Origin of the sequence: Candidatus Scalindua japonica, assembly GCF_002443295.1 — a bacterium.
In the GTDB taxonomy this organism is placed as follows: domain Bacteria; phylum Planctomycetota; class Brocadiia; order Brocadiales; family Scalinduaceae; genus Scalindua; species Scalindua japonica.
Genome location: NZ_BAOS01000017.1, coordinates 94,793 through 112,315, shown reverse-complemented (window position 1 = coordinate 112,315; position 17,523 = coordinate 94,793). Strand labels below are relative to the sequence as shown.

The 17,523-nt window shown below is 39.3% G+C and carries 14 protein-coding genes and 1 tRNA gene; 3 read left to right on the top strand and 12 right to left on the bottom strand.

What is annotated here, in order from left to right; translation table 11 throughout:
* From SCALIN_RS10535 to mtaB, 7 genes are all read right to left on the bottom strand, one after another.
* Positions 1 to 651, bottom strand: coding sequence for a tetratricopeptide repeat protein (locus tag SCALIN_RS10535; RefSeq protein ID WP_096894459.1), 651 nt, complete (start codon positions 649 to 651; stop codon positions 1 to 3).
* Between the two features lie 104 nt (positions 652 to 755).
* A tRNA-Arg gene (locus SCALIN_RS10530) sits at positions 756 to 829 on the bottom strand.
* Positions 830 to 910: 81 nt separating this feature from the next.
* Positions 911 to 1,420, bottom strand: a complete 510-nt coding sequence (locus tag SCALIN_RS10525; RefSeq protein WP_096894458.1) for an adenine phosphoribosyltransferase — start codon at positions 1,418 to 1,420, stop codon at positions 911 to 913.
* A 59-nt stretch (positions 1,421 to 1,479) separates the two neighbouring features.
* Complete coding sequence (rpsA, locus tag SCALIN_RS10520; RefSeq protein ID WP_096894457.1) at positions 1,480 to 3,234, bottom strand: 30S ribosomal protein S1; 1,755 nt, start codon at positions 3,232 to 3,234, stop codon at positions 1,480 to 1,482.
* Between the two features lie 76 nt (positions 3,235 to 3,310).
* On the bottom strand, positions 3,311 to 3,979 hold the full coding sequence (cmk, locus tag SCALIN_RS10515; RefSeq protein ID WP_162532256.1) for a (d)CMP kinase: 669 nt from the start codon (positions 3,977 to 3,979) through the stop codon (positions 3,311 to 3,313).
* A gap of 113 nt (positions 3,980 to 4,092) precedes the next feature.
* A complete protein-coding gene (locus tag SCALIN_RS10510; RefSeq protein WP_096894455.1) occupies positions 4,093 to 4,689 on the bottom strand; it encodes a phospholipase D-like domain-containing protein in 597 nt (198 codons plus the stop codon).
* A gap of 20 nt (positions 4,690 to 4,709) precedes the next feature.
* Positions 4,710 to 6,044, bottom strand: a complete 1,335-nt coding sequence (mtaB, locus tag SCALIN_RS10505) for a tRNA (N(6)-L-threonylcarbamoyladenosine(37)-C(2))-methylthiotransferase MtaB (RefSeq protein WP_096894454.1) — start codon at positions 6,042 to 6,044, stop codon at positions 4,710 to 4,712.
* A gap of 281 nt (positions 6,045 to 6,325) precedes the next feature.
* On the opposite strand from mtaB, the gene SCALIN_RS10500 reads away from it, so the two are divergent.
* Complete coding sequence (locus tag SCALIN_RS10500; RefSeq protein WP_096894453.1) at positions 6,326 to 6,955, top strand: hypothetical protein; 630 nt, start codon at positions 6,326 to 6,328, stop codon at positions 6,953 to 6,955.
* Positions 6,956 to 6,978: 23 nt separating this feature from the next.
* Positions 6,979 to 7,947 (top strand): DUF362 domain-containing protein, encoded by a 969-nt coding sequence (locus SCALIN_RS10495; protein WP_096894452.1) that lies wholly within the window; start codon positions 6,979 to 6,981, stop codon positions 7,945 to 7,947.
* 8 nt (positions 7,948 to 7,955) lie between these two features.
* Here SCALIN_RS10495 and SCALIN_RS10490 read toward each other — a convergent pair whose 3' ends face one another.
* Positions 7,956 to 12,074 carry a hypothetical protein gene (locus tag SCALIN_RS10490; RefSeq protein ID WP_203415431.1) on the bottom strand — a complete coding sequence of 1,373 codons (4,119 nt, stop codon included), beginning with the start codon at positions 12,072 to 12,074 and terminating at the stop codon, positions 7,956 to 7,958.
* A gap of 1,107 nt (positions 12,075 to 13,181) precedes the next feature.
* Between SCALIN_RS10490 and SCALIN_RS10480 the strand changes: the two genes are divergently transcribed.
* Positions 13,182 to 14,117, top strand: coding sequence for a hypothetical protein (locus SCALIN_RS10480; protein ID WP_096894451.1), 936 nt, complete (start codon positions 13,182 to 13,184; stop codon positions 14,115 to 14,117).
* A gap of 603 nt (positions 14,118 to 14,720) precedes the next feature.
* Here SCALIN_RS10480 and SCALIN_RS10470 read toward each other — a convergent pair.
* The 4 genes from SCALIN_RS10470 to SCALIN_RS10455 all read right to left on the bottom strand — a co-directional run bounded on the left by SCALIN_RS10470 (position 14,721) and on the right by SCALIN_RS10455 (position 17,512).
* Positions 14,721 to 15,047: a hypothetical protein gene (locus tag SCALIN_RS10470; RefSeq protein ID WP_096894449.1), complete on the bottom strand. Its 327-nt coding sequence runs from the start codon at positions 15,045 to 15,047 to the stop codon at positions 14,721 to 14,723.
* A 142-nt stretch (positions 15,048 to 15,189) separates the two neighbouring features.
* Positions 15,190 to 15,666, bottom strand: coding sequence for a molybdopterin-guanine dinucleotide biosynthesis protein B (mobB, locus tag SCALIN_RS10465; RefSeq protein WP_096894448.1), 477 nt, complete (start codon positions 15,664 to 15,666; stop codon positions 15,190 to 15,192).
* Positions 15,656 to 16,489 carry an FAD/NAD(P)-binding protein gene (locus tag SCALIN_RS10460; protein ID WP_096894447.1) on the bottom strand — a complete coding sequence of 278 codons (834 nt, stop codon included), beginning with the start codon at positions 16,487 to 16,489 and terminating at the stop codon, positions 15,656 to 15,658. Before SCALIN_RS10460 ends, mobB begins: the two co-directional genes overlap by 11 nt.
* 9 nt (positions 16,490 to 16,498) lie before the next feature.
* Positions 16,499 to 17,512, bottom strand: coding sequence for a 4Fe-4S dicluster domain-containing protein (locus SCALIN_RS10455; RefSeq protein WP_096894446.1), 1,014 nt, complete (start codon positions 17,510 to 17,512; stop codon positions 16,499 to 16,501).
* Positions 17,513 to 17,523 lie beyond the last annotated feature (11 nt).

The window sequence follows — 17,523 nt, the reverse complement described above, 5'->3', positions numbered from 1 at the left end:
TTATTCAAGGTCTTCCAACCGATACTCAGCCATTTTTGCCGAGCTGCTTTCAGGAAAAGTGTTAATTATCTCTTTGTATGCAGCCACAGCTGAATTTAATTGTCCAAGTTTTTCATAACACCTTCCGGTGTCCAACCTTACTTGTGCCTTAAGATATGTAGCTTCAGGATCTTTCGCAATTTTCTCAAATTGCTCTACGGCCTCATTAAACTGCTCTTTTTCTTCCAGAACGTACCCTAAAGATTGTCTTATGACAGGAGCTAATGGATGGTTGCCAAAACGGTTAATGAATTCCCTGTACGTAAGAATCGCGTCATCGTATTTTTTTGCTTTATACTGTGCATTTCCCAGTTCTGACAGTAGCCAGGGAGTTGCGCCGGTTGTTGACAAGTTGTCCTTTAGAAATGAATATTCACTTATAGCACCTTCTAACGCCTCTTTCTCGTTTCCTCCCTGCTGTGCAGTTGCAACTTCATAGTTCATTCGGTAAATCCGACTCCAGACTTCATTAAAATCATCAGCGCCTTTCTGCTGGTACAAATATGACGGTACTCCTGCCGCAACTGCTACGGCAAAGCCAATGGCTATCCATAACTTATTATCATTAAAAAACTTTAAAAAATTATTAAGTCTCTCTTTTGCATTTTCCATAAGATTTTAGTTTATTATATGTCGTAAACTTGTGTCAAGTATTAAACCATAACATTCACGAAAATGTTTAAAAAATAAATTATATTGTCAGGAAATATAAAAAATACGCCCGAGAGGATTCGAACCTCTGACCTACGATTTAGGAAACCGTTGCTCTATCCATCTGAGCTACGGGCGCTTTTCAACTATTTATCAAATTGAAAAAGGCCGGCAATCAACATCATGCCGGCCTCAATATTGAATATTCTAAATCACAGCTTCAGTATTGAATGAGAGAAAAGATATCATATTTGCTTAACTTGTCTTTTCCATTCAGGAAGTTCAGTTCGATTAAAAAAGCGCATCCCGTAATATTACCGCCGAGTGATTCTACCAATTTACAACTCGCAGCCATGGTCCCACCGGTTGCTAAAAGATCGTCCAGCATCAAAACATTATCACCGGCTTTTATGGCATCTTTGTGTATTTCAAGTGTATCAGTGCCATATTCCAGTTCGTATGTCATGCTTGCTGTTTCATAGGGAAGTTTCCCAGGTTTTCTGACTGGTACAAAACCCGCGTTTAAGTTTACTGCAACTGCAGGTCCAAAAAGGAATCCCCTCGCTTCCGCGCCGACGATTACATCGACTTTTTGATTTGCATAGCGCTCAGTGAATTTATCAACAATTTCCTTCAAACTCGAAGGATTTTGTAATAACGGAGTTATATCCTTAAACACAATTCCCTCTTTGGGAAAATCAGGAATATCACGTACTAGGTCTTTAAGCAAATTATTCTTCCTTTCATTGTAATTCTATTCCGTTTCCGTAGAACAGTTTTTCAACGCTTCTATGTGTTATCTTCATCTTTTACATCGTCAGCTTTTTCTTCAGCAACATTTTCTGTAACGTTCACATCAGTTTTCTCTTCTTGTTGTCCGCTTTCAGGTGCCTGCTCTGGAGTATTCTCTATGCCTCTCAGGCTCAGGCCTATCTTCCTTGCTTCCGGTTCTATCTTTACAATCTTTACATCCAACTCCTGCCCGATAGAGATAACGTTTTCAAGTTTTTTAATCTTTTCTTTAGAGACTTCTGAAATATGCAATAATCCTTCCAAGCCGTTACTGAGGTCAATAAATGCTCCAAAATCAGTCATTTTGGTAACCTTGCCTTTTACGATGTCACCAACATGGTATTTCTCCGGTATCTCTTTTTTCCATGGATCATCGGAAAGTTGTTTGATCCCCAGGGACACCCTCTTTTTGTCCTTATCAACTGATAATATTTTAACCTCTATCATTTCACCCTTCTTAATTATTTCTGAAGGATGTGCGACCTTCTTTGACCATGACATATCTGAAATATGAAGGAGTCCATCTATACCTTCATCAATCTCTATAAATGCGCCATAATTAGTCAAATTCCTGACTTTTCCTTTTATCGTAACTCCAGGAGGATATTTTTCTTCTATATTTGTCCATGGATTTTGCTCGACTTGTTTAATACTCAGAGATATTTCTTCCTTATCTTTATTTATATTTAATACTACTGCCTCAACAGAATCTCCGATTGCGACTACATCTGAAGGGTGATTTATACGCCTCGTCCAGGACATTTCAGATATATGCACCAGGCCTTCGATACCAGTTTCCAGCTTGATAAAAGCACCATATGACATAATATTCACCACCTGGCCTTTTATCTTTGATCCAATTGGATATCTTTCTTCTACTTTTGTCCACGGATTCTCTGTCTTCTGTTTTAATCCAAGAGAGACCTTATCCTTTACAGCATCAATATCAAGTATCTTAACATCAATCTCATCTCCAATTGCCAGCATTTCAGAAGGATGACTGATCCTGCCCCAGCTCATATCTGTTATGTGTAACAAACCGTCTATGCCGCCAAGATCAATAAACGCACCAAAATCAGCAATATTTTTAACTTCGCCTTTTACGACCTGACCTATCTCAACGCTATCCAGGAATTCGCGCTTCTGTTTGTTTCGCTCTTCCTCTATCAACTTCCTTCTTGAAACGATGATGTTCTGCTGGATTTCATCGATCTTTAAAATTTTACACGTTACTTCACTTCCAATATACTCAGCAATCTCACCGGGAGGTTTGATATCGATTTGCGATGCGGGCAGAAAGATTGGGATACCTACATCAACCAGCAGCCCACCTTTTATCTTTCGCACGACTTTACCCTTAACGACATCACCTTCCTGGTATTTATTAACTATTTTTTCCCAACCACGTATACGGTCGGCTTTCCGCTTTGAGATCTGTATTAAACCTGTATCGTCTTCAAACGACTCAAGCATCACCTCTATATCTGTCCCGACTTCAACTTCTTCAGGACTGTCAAATTCCGATAGCGGTACGATTCCCTCAGATTTATATCCGGTGTCTAATATTACGTTATTACCAATGACACCTAAAATCCGACCACTCAAAATTGTTCCTAAATCGAAATTCTTGATTGAGGTATCAAATGCTGCCTCAATTTTTTCAAGGCTGTCACTCCCTATTATCTCTTCAAGTTCCTTCTCTATTTCGTCTTGCTTGATATCGTATTGTTCTAATACAAGTTTGTTAACCATTTAAAAAAAATCTCCGAAAAATAAAGTTAATAAAACTGCTAAATAAAGTTTTAAATGTAAAATAAATGTTACGGGATTAATCTTTTTGCTGCTCTTTTTCAATCTCTTTTATCAAAATATCAACAACATCTTTGGCATCCAGATTTGTTGTATCAAGATAAAGGGCATCAGGTTCTCTTTTTAAAGGTGCAAACTGCCTTGTCGAGTCCCTTTGGTCTCTCCGGACAATGTCTTCTGTAACATTATCTATGCTACCATCATTATTGAAAGCCCGGAGCTCAGAATGCCGCCTTTTTGCCCTTTCCTGAATATCAGCATCCATATAAACTTTTTTATCCGCATTCGGAAAAACAACCGAACACATATCTCTGCCTTCTGCAATAATATCTTTGTCTTTTGCAAAATCCCTTTGAAGATCAACCATCTTCCTGCGGACAAAATCCAGGCTGGATATGTGGTGTATATTTTCTGTTATAGACGGATGCCTTATCTCTTTTGTGACATCGGCATCATCCACAAATACTTTTGTTCCATCAGCCGAACATTCTATTCTGATACTGGTATCTGCCAACAGCTTACTGAGCCCATCTTTATCGCTGAAATCAGCGCCGGAACTGCATGCTTTCCACGTAAAGGCCCTATACATCGCACCGCTATCCAGATACGTAAAGCCAAGACGCTCAGCCAATCCTTTTGCCGCAGTACTTTTTCCGGACCCAGCCGGCCCATCGATCGCTATGATCAACAGGTACCTCCAATATTATAATAATAAGCCGTTTGAAGAATCGAAACTTTCTTTTATAACAAAGCATGATTATTAATGCAAGATATTTTTATATATATACCATTATTATTACACTACTTAGCTATGTTTTTCTCTATATGCTTCAATTTTCGCTCGAATACAAGCGCAACGTCCCGGGATGTTATCATTACCGATGCTTCATGGTTTTTCCTCAATGCGCCATAAGTCCAGTTAGTGCTCCCAACAATCGTTATATATGTATCAATAACCATCACTTTACTGTGGGTTACCCTGTTTTTGTTGTCATAAAAAACAGGCACACCGGCACGCAACAGTAGATCATACGCATATTCACTCCTTCTTTCTATTCTGTCTCTTTTTTTGCCTTTTTCCCAGAATTTGACATTCTGGTCAAAAATAACCAGGACCTCTACTCCCCTTTTATGTGCGTTTATAAGATCAAGAACCAGTTGATATTCATCTCCATCCTTATGCCTCCGGTCTAGTTTAGCCATATACATAACACATAGTATGGATTTTTTCGCATTGGAAAATGCCTTGTGGACTGCCGGATAATAATCTTCGTCAATAAGAGGAATTACGTCATCGGCAGGCAGAGAATAGGCAGTTTTTGTTTCAGACAACAAAACTGAAACACTCAAAAAGATAGTACATATTAAAATGGTCATTATTTTGTTGTATTCCTGCATTCCTGGCTTCCTTATAGTTGTTACTTACGATATGTGCCCATAACATATTGAGGCAGAACTTTTTCAACTTGAATGTCTACAATTTCGTTTATTAAATTGTCAGAACCGTCAAATAAGACCTTTATATACCTGTCTGAATAACCGCATAATTTTCCTGTCTTCTTGTCTCTTGTATTTTCTACAAGAATACTTATGTTCTTGCCGGTAAATGAGTATTTGTAACTCAGGGAAGTTCCTGCTGTAAGGGATTCAAGTTCTTTCTTACGCGTTTTAATATCAGAAGGTCTGCAATGGTCCGGCATTTTAGCAGCAGGAGTGTCTTTGCGCGGGCTATAAGGAAAGATGTGTGTTCTGCTGAATCCGGCCTTTTCACAAAGCCCCAGAGTATTCTCAAAATGTTTTCTCTCTTCCCCGGGAAATCCAACCAGTACATCTGTCGATATTGATGGCAGCTTTATCTTCTCTCTAATTTTTTCCAAAGTTTTGATGAACTGAGCAGTATTATATTTCCTGTTCATTCTCTTCAGAATATAATCATCTCCGCTCTGCAGCGGCAGATGAAAGTGAGGACATACCTTATTTGAAGCTGCAATCAGTTCAATTAAGCCGTCTGTAACCTCATTCACCTCTATCGAACTTATTCTAATCCGCTTTAATCCTTGCAGAGACTGCAGTTGTTCTAATACATCGGTAATGTTACGTTGATATCCTGTTTCCTTGCCATACGCGCCCAGATGAATACCGGTAAGTACAATCTCCTTATAACCGTTCCTTACCAGTTGTTCCGCTTCAAACAGAATATCATCTATCTTCTTGCTAATGACTTTGCCTCTGACATAAGGAATGATACAGTAGGAGCAGAAAATATCACATCCGTCTTCAATCTTGAGAAACGCCCTTGTGTGACCATCAAACTTACTGACCTTCAAGTTAAAGGCAGATAAATTACGACGAAGTTTTTTTGTTTTAGAATCTCTTATCTTACTGGGAACCGTTCCGGAGTCACTGTTTGAAATAGAACCGTTTTTTACAAAATCAATTATTTTGCTCTCTCGGCCCTTTTCAAAGACATAACCAACTCCATCTATCTTCTTAATTGCCTCTGCATCTGATTCAGCATAACAGCCTGTAACGATAACGGTAGCGTCCGGGTTGTTTCTGATAACTTTCCTGATCTGCTGACGAGACTTATCATCGCTCGTGGATGTGACCGTACACGTGTTTATAACACACAGATCGACAGGAGTATTCAAGGAGGCCTCTTCATACCCACTTGAAATAATAGCCTCCCTTAAAGCCTGTGTTTCGTATTGGTTTACCTTACATCCAAGAGTGATAAAGCTACATGTTTTCATATTATAACGAAGCTAAAAGTGCCTAAAGATTAAAGTGAACTAAAGTTGCGGTACAAAACAAAATAAATCCTTTCGTGATATTTTGTGAGTTTTGTGGCCAAAACATACTTGACACTATATTACGACAGGCATAGACTATAATTCAATAATAAATTCTCAAACGTGATCATATGAGGCTGTTATAAATGAAAGATAATAGTCAGCTAATAAAAAGGAAAAGAAAACCTGTTTTAATCTTGGTGGAAATGTAAAAGGTAGGAAAGTTGGAAAGAGGATAAATAATGTCACAGAATGAGAAAAGAAGACAAAAAGCATTACTAAAAAAGAAGAGGAAGGACAAAAACAGAAAAAGCCGAAAATCTGAAATGCTTGATGATATCAGGTCCAGTAAAAGCATTATCAAAAATGCAAGAGTGTTGCCTGTTCATGAGTGCCTGATATACCCACAGTGGAAGGAGGAAGGTTTGGCAACCATAGTAATCTCCCGTAGACAGACAGACGGCAAGTTGGTATTTGGCACTTTTATGGTGGACATATTTTGTCTTGGATTGAAGAATACATTTTGTAACGCGAATATAACATTGGATGAGTATGAAAACTCTTTTAAAGAAAAAATATATAGTCAGACATCGTATATAGAATGCAACATTGATTTAGCCCACCAGATAATCTATGGGGCGATTGACTTTGCTGGAAAATTGGGCTTCGAACCGCAAAAAGATTTTAAACTTTCAAGATGTATTTTGGAAGAACGGTCTGAAAAGCATAGTTCTGCCCATTTGGAATTTGGGAAGGACGGCAAGCCATTCTACATAGCCGGTCCGAATGATAACGCAGAACATATTATAAGAAAGCTATCTATGAAGATAGGTGATGGTAACTTTAACTTCACTACTCCTATGGGAATGTGATCATATAAATAAAGGACAACAATATGACAAATCTGAATAAAGTTTCACTGGTAAAATGTACAAACTACTCTAAAGAGGATATTCGCAAGGCGGTAGATAAAACATTCTCTTTTTTTGGCGGGATTAATAATGTTGTAAAAAAGGGACAGAAGGTGTTGCTGAAACCAAACTTCTTAAAGGAGAGCAGTCCGAGAAAATGTATTATTACTCATCCTGTAGTTATAGAGACAGTAGCGGAAATGGTCCTAGAAGCTGGGGCGACCCCTATCATAGGAGACAGCCCCGCCTTTGGCGCCGTAACAAAAATTGCAAGCCGCATTGGACTGGATAAATTTGCGGAAAAACATGGCATTGAAATTATCGAATTGGATAAGCCCAGAAAAGTATCTATTAACTGTGGTGGGCGGGACTTTTCCCTGACCGTCTCAGGAAAGGCGCTTGATGTTGATGCCATAATCAATCTGCCCAAACTTAAGGTCCATGTTCAGGTCCTCTTTACCGCAGGGGTAAAAAACCTGTATGGATGCGTCAGCGGAAAGCAGAAGATATGGAGACACCTGCAGTCAAAGAATAATCTGGAGTGGTATACAGATATGTTAATAGCAAATTACCAATTGGTGAAACCGGTATTTACTATTGTTGATGGTGTAATGGCTATGGAAGAGAAAGGCCCTACCGGAGGCATCCCCAGAGACGTCTCTTTACTTGTCGGAGGAATAGACGTCATCGCGGTAGATAGAGTGGTTGCAGAAGTACTTTCTGTTAATAACCCGGAAAACGTCCCCATCCTCAGGGCAGCAAAAAGGCTGGGAATAGGTGAGCAGGACCTGTCAAAGATAGAAATTGCAGGTGAAAGTCTGCCTTCTGTTAAAGTACATGACTTTATCCTTCCTGAGCTAACACCGATTGGTTTTAATTTCATTCGGGTAGTGAAGAGCACTATCAAGCACCTGTGGCTTAAGACTGTTGGCAAGCCAAGGCTGCAGGTATAAGTATTTGCTCATCTTTTCTCTTTTTTGTCTGGCTTATGTTTGGGTTTTGCAGGTGAGCTGAGCCAGATAGTTGGTTGTGTAAATTGCTTCCAGCCCCATTTTAAGACCGCGATGAGGCTAAATGAAATCCACAACGCCCAAGCAAGCATTATGATCCTGTAGGCAAGCATTGGAATTGAAAATATCCATGCTTGAGGTAACGTATTGTTGCTTACGTCTTGATACCATCTTAATAGTCCACTGCTCGATCCGTTTCCCACGATGTTCATGTCCGGGTGGCCAAGTAGCCCTTTAGAAATTGCAAATACAAGCGCTACCATGGCAAAGAAGGTCAATACTCCAATTCCAATTTGCATAGAATTAAATGCTCTTTTGCTGAGATTCGTAAACTTTTTTCTGAAATCAAGAGCCATTAACCAGCCGACTATAATAAGACAGGCAGGCAGATTACTCATTGACATACCTATTCCGAGTAAAAACCAATGATGAAATCTGAGAGGAGTCAGGCCGGTTTTTGACAGGCCAAAAGCTGCAAGTACAATTACAATGAGGACCGGCCAGAAGAGAATCGCAGGACCAACCAATTGTTCACCACCGAGAAATAACACCCATCGGTTGTACGGAAAATATACGTCAATGCTCGCATTAACACTGTAATTGCCAATATTGATCACAGGAGTCTTATACCGACTCTTAATCCCTTCCTGTTCGTTCCATCTAAGTTCAATATTCTGCTTGCCTGGTGTGATAGGTAGAAGTACATTCATCCCTTCCTGTCGGATTGGTTGAATCTTTCCTCCTATTTTTACTTCCTGCAGTTTGGCCTTAAGCGGCAATGTAATGGTATGTTGTCCGCCTTGACCACTTTTTATTGTAAGGCTTAATTTTGAATTTGTAGTTCGTTGCCCTGGCCGCAATTCAAGATGACTTTTTTCTATGGTAATTGTCTGTCCATCAATTCCGGAGGGGCGTAATATTTTTAACGTAACCTCTTCTCCCGGCCACGGATGCCAGGTTGGATACCACCGATTTCCTGTTTTATGTAGAATTACGGGAATACCATCGCTGTACATATGAAAAATCGGACTGACATCTACCTTCCATATTTCGGTCCAGTCATCTGTTTTTGCATGTTTAAGTAAAATTGAATCAGAAGGTTCTAAAAAAGATTCCCATTTTAAATATGATTGTCCGGCATTCATGTTAACCTGGACTAAACCATCTTCGACGTGAACTCCTTCAGTCGTTACCGATTCTCCTGACAGGAGAGGAACGTTCAATACCATCGCTGAGCCGGCAGGACTTATTCGACGGATTGTAGTTTCAACTTTCCACACCAGCCCCAAAAGAATATTTCGCTCAACCAGAGCAAATGACGGGAGAACACCCGTTTCAAGAATCTCCGTCTGTTTCTCTTCCTGATTTACAATCCGTTTGAATTGTAATTGTGAATCAACATTGCCATCCGGGTAAACACCTTTAACATCCCAACCATTTGTTTTAATAACCACTCTATGAGGTTTCAGTGGAAACGGCAGTTGCAGGATGTTTTGTTTTCTGATTTTACCGTTAAGTTCTATTGTATGTATACCTGATGGTACCAGTGCCCATAAAGTATCATTCAACCGAAAGAGTCCTCTAACATCTCTGCCATCTACTTTAACCTGCTGAGGCAGCCAATGTTTAACATGTCCAGGCAATGGAATTGCCGCATCAACTTGAGTGTTAACATTGGCAAGGATAATAAGATTTTCAGGACTAATCGTTATATTGATATCTGAAATATCAGCACAGACAGGGAAGCAATCATCTTTTTCAAGCAACCGATTCTGTAATTCGTCAAGTATTTCGCGGGATGGAATTTCATCTGCCTTACCTATGCCTGCACTGAAAAGAGAAATAACAAAGAAAGGAATAATTAAAAAAAGTTTAAAATTCTGCACATGGAAACCCTGCTTACGTCTGTACATTATTCCAAACATGCCAAGTGCCAGAAGAATGATCAGAAACACACGCAAGAACGAGAGAGTAAGGTTTGCTACAGGACCGATTAATGTAAATGAAATTGTTTGATCACGAGTCACCGGGCCTGACCAACTGAAATTTATCGTCTCAAAAGGCTGCCATTTTGGAAGGCCCGGTCCTGTTTGAGTATTAGTTTTAGGATCATACTGCATAACCTGACTTTTATAATATGGTGGCCGGGTCCTTGACATCTCTGTTTTCAGTGAAGTAACAGCTTCTTGTGATGTACTCCCCGGAAGTCTGGTGGCTTGTTGTGTGGCCTCTTGTTCCATGAGGGCTAGTCCGTCTGCATCCATAGTACGAGGAATGGAGGACCTTTGTTGCTTTTGCGAAAATGTGGCCATTGAAGTCCAGGGCTTTGCCAGTTGTGGGTAAATACCAATCCTCAGCGCCTGAATAGAGTAAGGAATAGCAATAACAATAAGTATCAGGAGAATTATAATCTGATAGATTTTAACAGCCTGCATGAATTTTCCCTGTGGCAAGTATTTGAGTAAGGCAAAACCAATCAAAAGAGCTAACCAGACATATCGCGGAGCATTCGGTTCATGATAAATTAAGACAAGAGTAATAAAAGCGATACCGGCCACACGCTTTGAAAAAAGTTTTGCCGCAGCAAGAGTGAAAATAAGAACAATAAAAAAGTCGAGGAGTGTCCAGCGCTTAAGCCAGGTTTGTGGAATATTGTCAATTCCACCAGCAGTTATAAGTTTCCATCCAGGTGGAAGATGTAAACGTCCTTGTGCCTGATAAAAATCGTGGTCCCAACCTGTAGCGGGAAGCCTTGAAATATTTTCCTGATAGCTGCTGTCTGCAGTAAGATTTAGAATGCCTTTCCGTAGTTCAACACCCGCCTTCCCTGAACCCTCACGTTTAGTAATGAAACGCTCAGTGCCATCAACAGCAACCCTTCCCAGCTTGATTGACGAGTCCATTTCTAATCGCCAATTCGTATTTTTTTCCCCTCTAATAGTGTCCTGGATCGTATATCCTTTGCCATCGAACCTTAACCACAGATTACGGTCCATCGTCAGCTGGTCTGGCGCCGGCTTAGGGTCACCACGCTTGATTTCCTTAAGTTGCAAAATTTCACCTGGAAGCAATCGGTAAGCTGGATATTTATGCCAATGGTGCGGCATGGAAGTTTGCAGGGGGTCGATTAGCGGAGCTCCAGCAAGGTCTACAATTCTCAAGTTGGAACGGGCTTGAAATGACCATATTTCCTGTTGTGGCCAGAATCCGTCATTCGGATGGTCAAAAGAGAGTGTTTGCAGCGGACCTGAATGTCTTAGTGTTAACGTAAAATGGTTACGACCGGGCCGGGCTTGTAGACGCATTCTGGCATCTTGTTCCAGTTTGGCGGGAAGTGGACTTTGTAACGATACAGGAATTGTATTTTTCGGAGAGTATATTGGCCCAAGAGTAATCTCCCTTGCAGAACCGGCAACATCAAGAGTTCCATAGACTACAATCTGTGGAGGAATTTTGTCATCAATAAGCCTGAAAATTTCTATCTTAACTCGGTCTTCTACCTTCTCTTTCTTTTGTACCGTCTTTAACCATAATCGACCTGATTCATCGATATTCGGGAAGTCAATCTCATTGTTGTTAACGGTTAAGGAGATCAGAGCGGATTCATATGGAATTTGTAAATATTCAGGAAGCTGATGCCACGTAAAACTTCCGGTTACAGTATGTTCCCCAGGTGGCAGTTTAATCTCCGGCAAGTTATCTCTGTTAATGACAACAGTGGGACCTTCATCAACCTTAACGTCTTTTGGCCACTGTTGGTTATTTCCTGGCAGCGAAATCCAGCTTTCCAGTTGAATGTGCCAGGATTGTCTGAATTCGCCGCCATTATTGCTGAGATTAATTTTGAGTTCTGTAGGCCAGCTGCACAGAAACGCTTCGGGGTCGTTATAATATGGAATACATTGGAGTTGTTCTTCTTGATTATGCAGTACCCAGTCAACCCACGGTTTCAGTGGGCCAGGAATATCCGGGGTCTTTTTTGCAAAAGACGGTTGGATAGCAGTTGTTAAGACAAACAGGAATAGTAAAAAACTAAATATCATATTAAAAACACTATTGTTTGTTTTCACAACTTTTCTCCAGTTTTACTTTACGCTGATGTTTTACTGCCTGAAAAACCCCCGAATTGTTTTACTCAACACAACCTGTATACTGTGTTATTTCATCGCTATTTGAGAGTTAATTGTTGTAACTATATATGAATGAAATTGTTATGTCAATAGTTATGTTAAATAGGGATAGCGATCGATTATTCTCTTTTTGTGTAGTCTTTCCAGGTATTAACCAGTTGCAGAGGTTGGTAAATATCAATTGAACTTCCATTTCAACAACATTAATACGGCCGCCCTTTGTGTAATTCTGATGTGCAATGGAATTGTTTATCGCCTCTATTGAAATTGAAACTTAAAAAGATAGGTATGTCACCCCCTTGAAGCTTTTAGGGAATTTGGGTCATTAAGGTAAAATATAAATTAGTGTAAATTTGTGAAATTAGTGTCTAAATATGAAAAAAAAAGAGAATAAGCTGACCATACAAGACGAATTAACGGAATTATTGCTCTACACTGCTCCAAATGGTGATGTGAAAGTTGAGATAGTTTTCTATAATGAAACCGTCTGGCTTACAAAAAACGAATGACCGAACTCTTTGGGGGTAGATATTTCTACCATCAATGAGCATCTCAAAAATTTTTATCAAACAGAAGAATTAGAGGTGGATTCAACTGTTGGGAATTTCCCAATAGTTCAAAATGAATGTGGACGGAAGGTCAAAAGAAGCGTCAAACTCTATAATCTTGACGCTATTTTATCCGCCACCTAAAAGGGCCAGGTTTCTCAAATAAGTATTGTCAGTGTCTCTTGATATTGCTATATGTTTATTTATTCCAAGGAAGCCACGGATTGAATATGACGAAGCAGTATATCATGTAATGTGTCGAAGTATGCGCAAGGACCGGTTGGGTAGAGAAGGAGTGGAGGAGGCGACTTGCTTAAACATAAACTATCAGTATTGTAGTAAATAATTTTTTTTGCAGGTTAAAGTAGAAGTTAGAATTGCCGATAATATGACTGCGGGAAGTTTCATGATTATTCTACGATGGTTCCGCTGAATCCATCATGTGTGTTTAGTTGTTTATTCAGGCATATGTTTCAAAAACTTATAAGGGAGGAAAGCCATGATTAGTGCTGTGGTTACGAATAATAATAGCATTCCTATATTGTCTGATACAAATGAAAAGAGCAGTAGTAGCTCAAAGACAGAGGCTCTTAAAGTTGATCTTCAAAAGAGCAAAAATTTCACTATTAATACAAGTGAAGGTGATGTTGTTACAATCTCTTCATTAGAGGAATTTCATACTGGATATTATTCGTACCAGGACATAACTTCAGGGAATGGTAATATCTCACTTCAGGAAAACAGACAATTAGAGATTAGCGCAGAAAAAATGCTTACACTCTCAGTAGAAGGTGATCTGAGCAGCCAGGAAATTAAAGATATTAAAAAGTCTTTAAAGCTTGTAAGTAATGTTTTAAGTGGTTATCAATCCGGGGATATTAAAAAGGTACTGAAAAATGTATCAAAAATAGGGAATCTGGATACCATTGCAGACCTTGATGCCGCTATGCAGCAAGTAAGCAGCGTTTCATATGAACAGCACTCTATTACTAGAACTGCGTATCCCACCTCTGGCATAATTGAACAGGATACTCATGTGACCGCAACGCATGATTCACCAACTTTTGTAAATCAAGATAACATAATCCCGAAAAATGAACATTTTGGACATGAAGTAGAAGATACGGAAGATAATAGCCCTGACATCAAAGGGGGAGTCAACACCGTTTCAGATAAAATGGTTGAAGTCTTGAAAAACTCAGATGTAAAACCTGACAAACTTGTAAAGTCTGTTCAGAATTCATTCTCGAAATTCCTGAAAAGTTTTTCTGCAGGAAATTTCAACAAGGTACCTGTTATGGAAATCTCAAAGATGATTGAAAATGACTTTTACAAAAAAAAATCTGATGAAAAAGAAAACCGCTTCATACGCGACAAATATTTAGATAATAACATTAAAAACGAAGAAGCTTCAGTTTTAAACAATACGGTATAATTTGGTTGTATGGGGCAGGTCCCAGGTATAAAGCGAAAAAGCGACGTAATCTTAAAGGTACTTAGGTTGCTCCAGGATTTGTTGATCATCATTTTAATCTGGGAATCATCGAAGGTTACCATTCCAAAACTCACACGTGCAGTCCTTCCGTCAGGAACCACATTGGTAGTAGCAGGCCCACATGAAATAGTGAATGTGTTTGGGTATATTGGAATCCGTTTATTTTAATCATGTTGTTGGCTTGATTTAATTTCTGGCTTGGCGACAGACCTCTCAAAAGAGAGGAGATATCCTTTTTTTTGTTTTTTTGGCTAAAACGGCAGTACCCGTTTCCCAAATGGGCACTGTTCAAATCTGAGGGGTTGAGATATGTCAGACTACAGGGTGCCCAACTGTTGGACGAACAGGGATAGTACCAGAGAAAGCGGTAATTAATATCAACCGGTATTATACTTAATCCTGAACGTTCTTACTTTATGGTTTGGCCATGCTGGGCGAAATGATCAGTAATCTGATTAATATGATTAAAAAGGCTGGATTTAATCCTGAACAAAGAATATTGTTTTTTGTGGTCTTGTTAACAAGGATTATTGAGAAAACTTATTATTTCGCGGTTTTCTTTGATGTCGCTTTTTTCTTAACTGTAAGTTTTTGTGTAGTTGGTTTTTTAGTTGTTATTTTTGCAGGTGTCGGTTTCTTTGTTGCCGTAGCTTTTGTTTCATCTTTTGACAACATCTCTTTTATTTCATTGCTGGAGTCTGAAACACGCTTTTTCAGGCTCTCTATTTCAATACGAAGGAAAGTATAATCAGATTGAAGTTTTTTCAGTATTTGAAGAGCATCTTTCATCTCCTCAAACTGTTTAGAAAGCGTTTTATTAAGCTTATCTACCACAACATGTTGAAAGTATGTTTCTAAAACTGCACTCATTTTACCACCTCGCTTTCATAAAAAGAAATTTGTAAACCAGAATTTTACATAATATCACCAAGTGCTATATCTGATACGATAATAATATTATTGTCTATATATAGTATTTTCAGGTGATTTTCAAGTATTTTTTTTATTAAATTTATTTTTTTAAAATATTTTTTATAAAGTCCAGAGCTCTGTTTATGTCCTTTTCGGAAAAGCGCCCGGTTTCCGGGTTTTCCTTTATAAGCAATAGTTCATTATCTGATTCAACTTCCAGTGAATCTGTTATTCTGATCCGGGGATAATCACCTTCTCTATATCCTTCTACTAAAACAATGCTTACATCATTAAGGTGAGTGTCTATTATTTCATGTAGTGTAAGTGGACGTGCTGTCTTTTTGATGACGGCAACTTTATTTTGTGATGATAGGGCGACAGAATCTGCGCCTGAGTGATAATACTTGTATGTGTCTTTGCCATCATGATCAATGTCAAACTTTCTGATATTGTATTTGAGAGTACCTACCGTATATCCATGCTCTTTCAGTTTTGGAATGAGATCGCCGAGTAGTGTTGTCTTGCCGGCATTCTGTTTTCCTACGATGGTTATGATAGTTACGTCTTTAGAATTCATCTGGCATTTTGCTTACTTCTTCAGCGGTAAATACCGGTCCTTCTTTACATACATAAGTGCAGCCAATATTACATCTGCCGCATTTACCAAGCCCGCATTTCATTCTATTCTCCAGAGTGGTATAAACTTTATCCTGTTTGAAACCGAGTTTCTCCAGAGCAGGTAACGTAAACTTAATCATAATGGGAGGACCACATACGATCGCAATTGTGTCTTTACTCTCCGGAGCCGCTTCTTCCACAACTGTTGGAACAAAGCCAACCTTGCCGTTCCATTCAGGTGTTTCTCCACCGGGATCAACTGTAGTTACCAGATTGACATCATCTCTCGCGTCCCACTCCTTAAGCTCGTGTTTGTATACGAGGTCTTCAGTTGTTTTTGCGCCATAGATTATTGTGACATCTTTATATTTATCACGAAGATCCAGGCAATTCCAGATAACTGATCTTAATGGAGGTAACGCGATACCACCTGCAATAAACACAAGGTTTTTACCTTCCCATTTATCTATGGGAAACACATTTCCGTATGGCCCTCTGAATCCTAAAGTGTCACCAATGTTCAGCTCTCTTAACGCCTTGGTGACCCTTCCTGCTTCTCTGAATGTGCACTCAATATAGTCTTCTCTTGTGGGTGATGAAGCAATACAGAAAGTACTTTCACCAGCACCAAAAACTGAATAAAGCCCGAATTGCCCGGTCTGGAATTTGAAATTCCTGCCTTCGTCTTCGTTTGAGAAGTTGAGCTTGAACGTCCTCACACCAGGCGCCTCATCTGTCATATCACTGATAGTCATAAGATATGGTCTGTATATATTGTCCATCTTTATTCCTTATTTCCCGGCTTCGGTTTCAATTATTTCAAGCATTTCAGAAATATTCATATCAGCAGGGCAAACCCTCGAACATCTTCCGCATCCAACACAGAGGGTGCTGTCAAATTTTTCTACATAATATTTAAATTTATGCATAATCCTCTGTCTCCATCGCATGCCTTGTGTCGATCTTGGATTGTGTCCTGATGTATGCATGGTAAACATTGAGAACTGGCATCCATCCCAGTTTTTGACCCTGTCTCCTTTGGTCATCGTACATTCATCGACAATATCGAAGCAGTGACATGTGGGACAAACAAATGTACATGCTCCACAGCCAATACATTTATTTGAAAAATCGTCCCAAACATCGTGTTCAAAATTATCATCAAGCCACGGCTTGATTTTACCTAAGTCAAATTTCTTTTCGACTGTTGCAACCTGTCGATCAGGGGTTTCTGACGGCGGGTCTGAAAAAACAGATCCTAACTCCTTTACAAGGTTTTCGCCCTTTTCGGTTACGGTCTCAACCAGATATTCATCGTTAGAGATTTTGGTAAGCAGTACATCACTTCCCTGTTTTGCGTCCGGAGCCAGCCCTACAGATGTACAGAAGCAGTAGCTATCGCACTTATCACACGAAATAGTTACTATCGTTATGGCTTCTCTTCTTTCTACCCAGAACTTGTCAACACAATCCCAGTTAAAGACCTTATCCATAACTGGCAGGCTGAATGCGTCACAGGGTCTTGACCCAAAGATGACTGATTTAACAGCGAAGCCTTCAGGTTCTTTCATTTCAACTTTATTTTTATCTATTGTATAAGATAGAATTTTTTCCGTCTTTGGAAGGAAATATTCTTTTATAGAATTGTTGGTAATAACATGGTCAAGTGAGATTTCATTTGCATCCTGAATCTCGCCCAATGTAACAAGCTTGTTATCTTTTTTAGGAGCAATAGCCTTGTAGCCTTGTTTTTTTAACCCTGTTATTAAAGAATCAAATTTATTTTTATTTAAGAGTTTTTCCACGATCTATATTG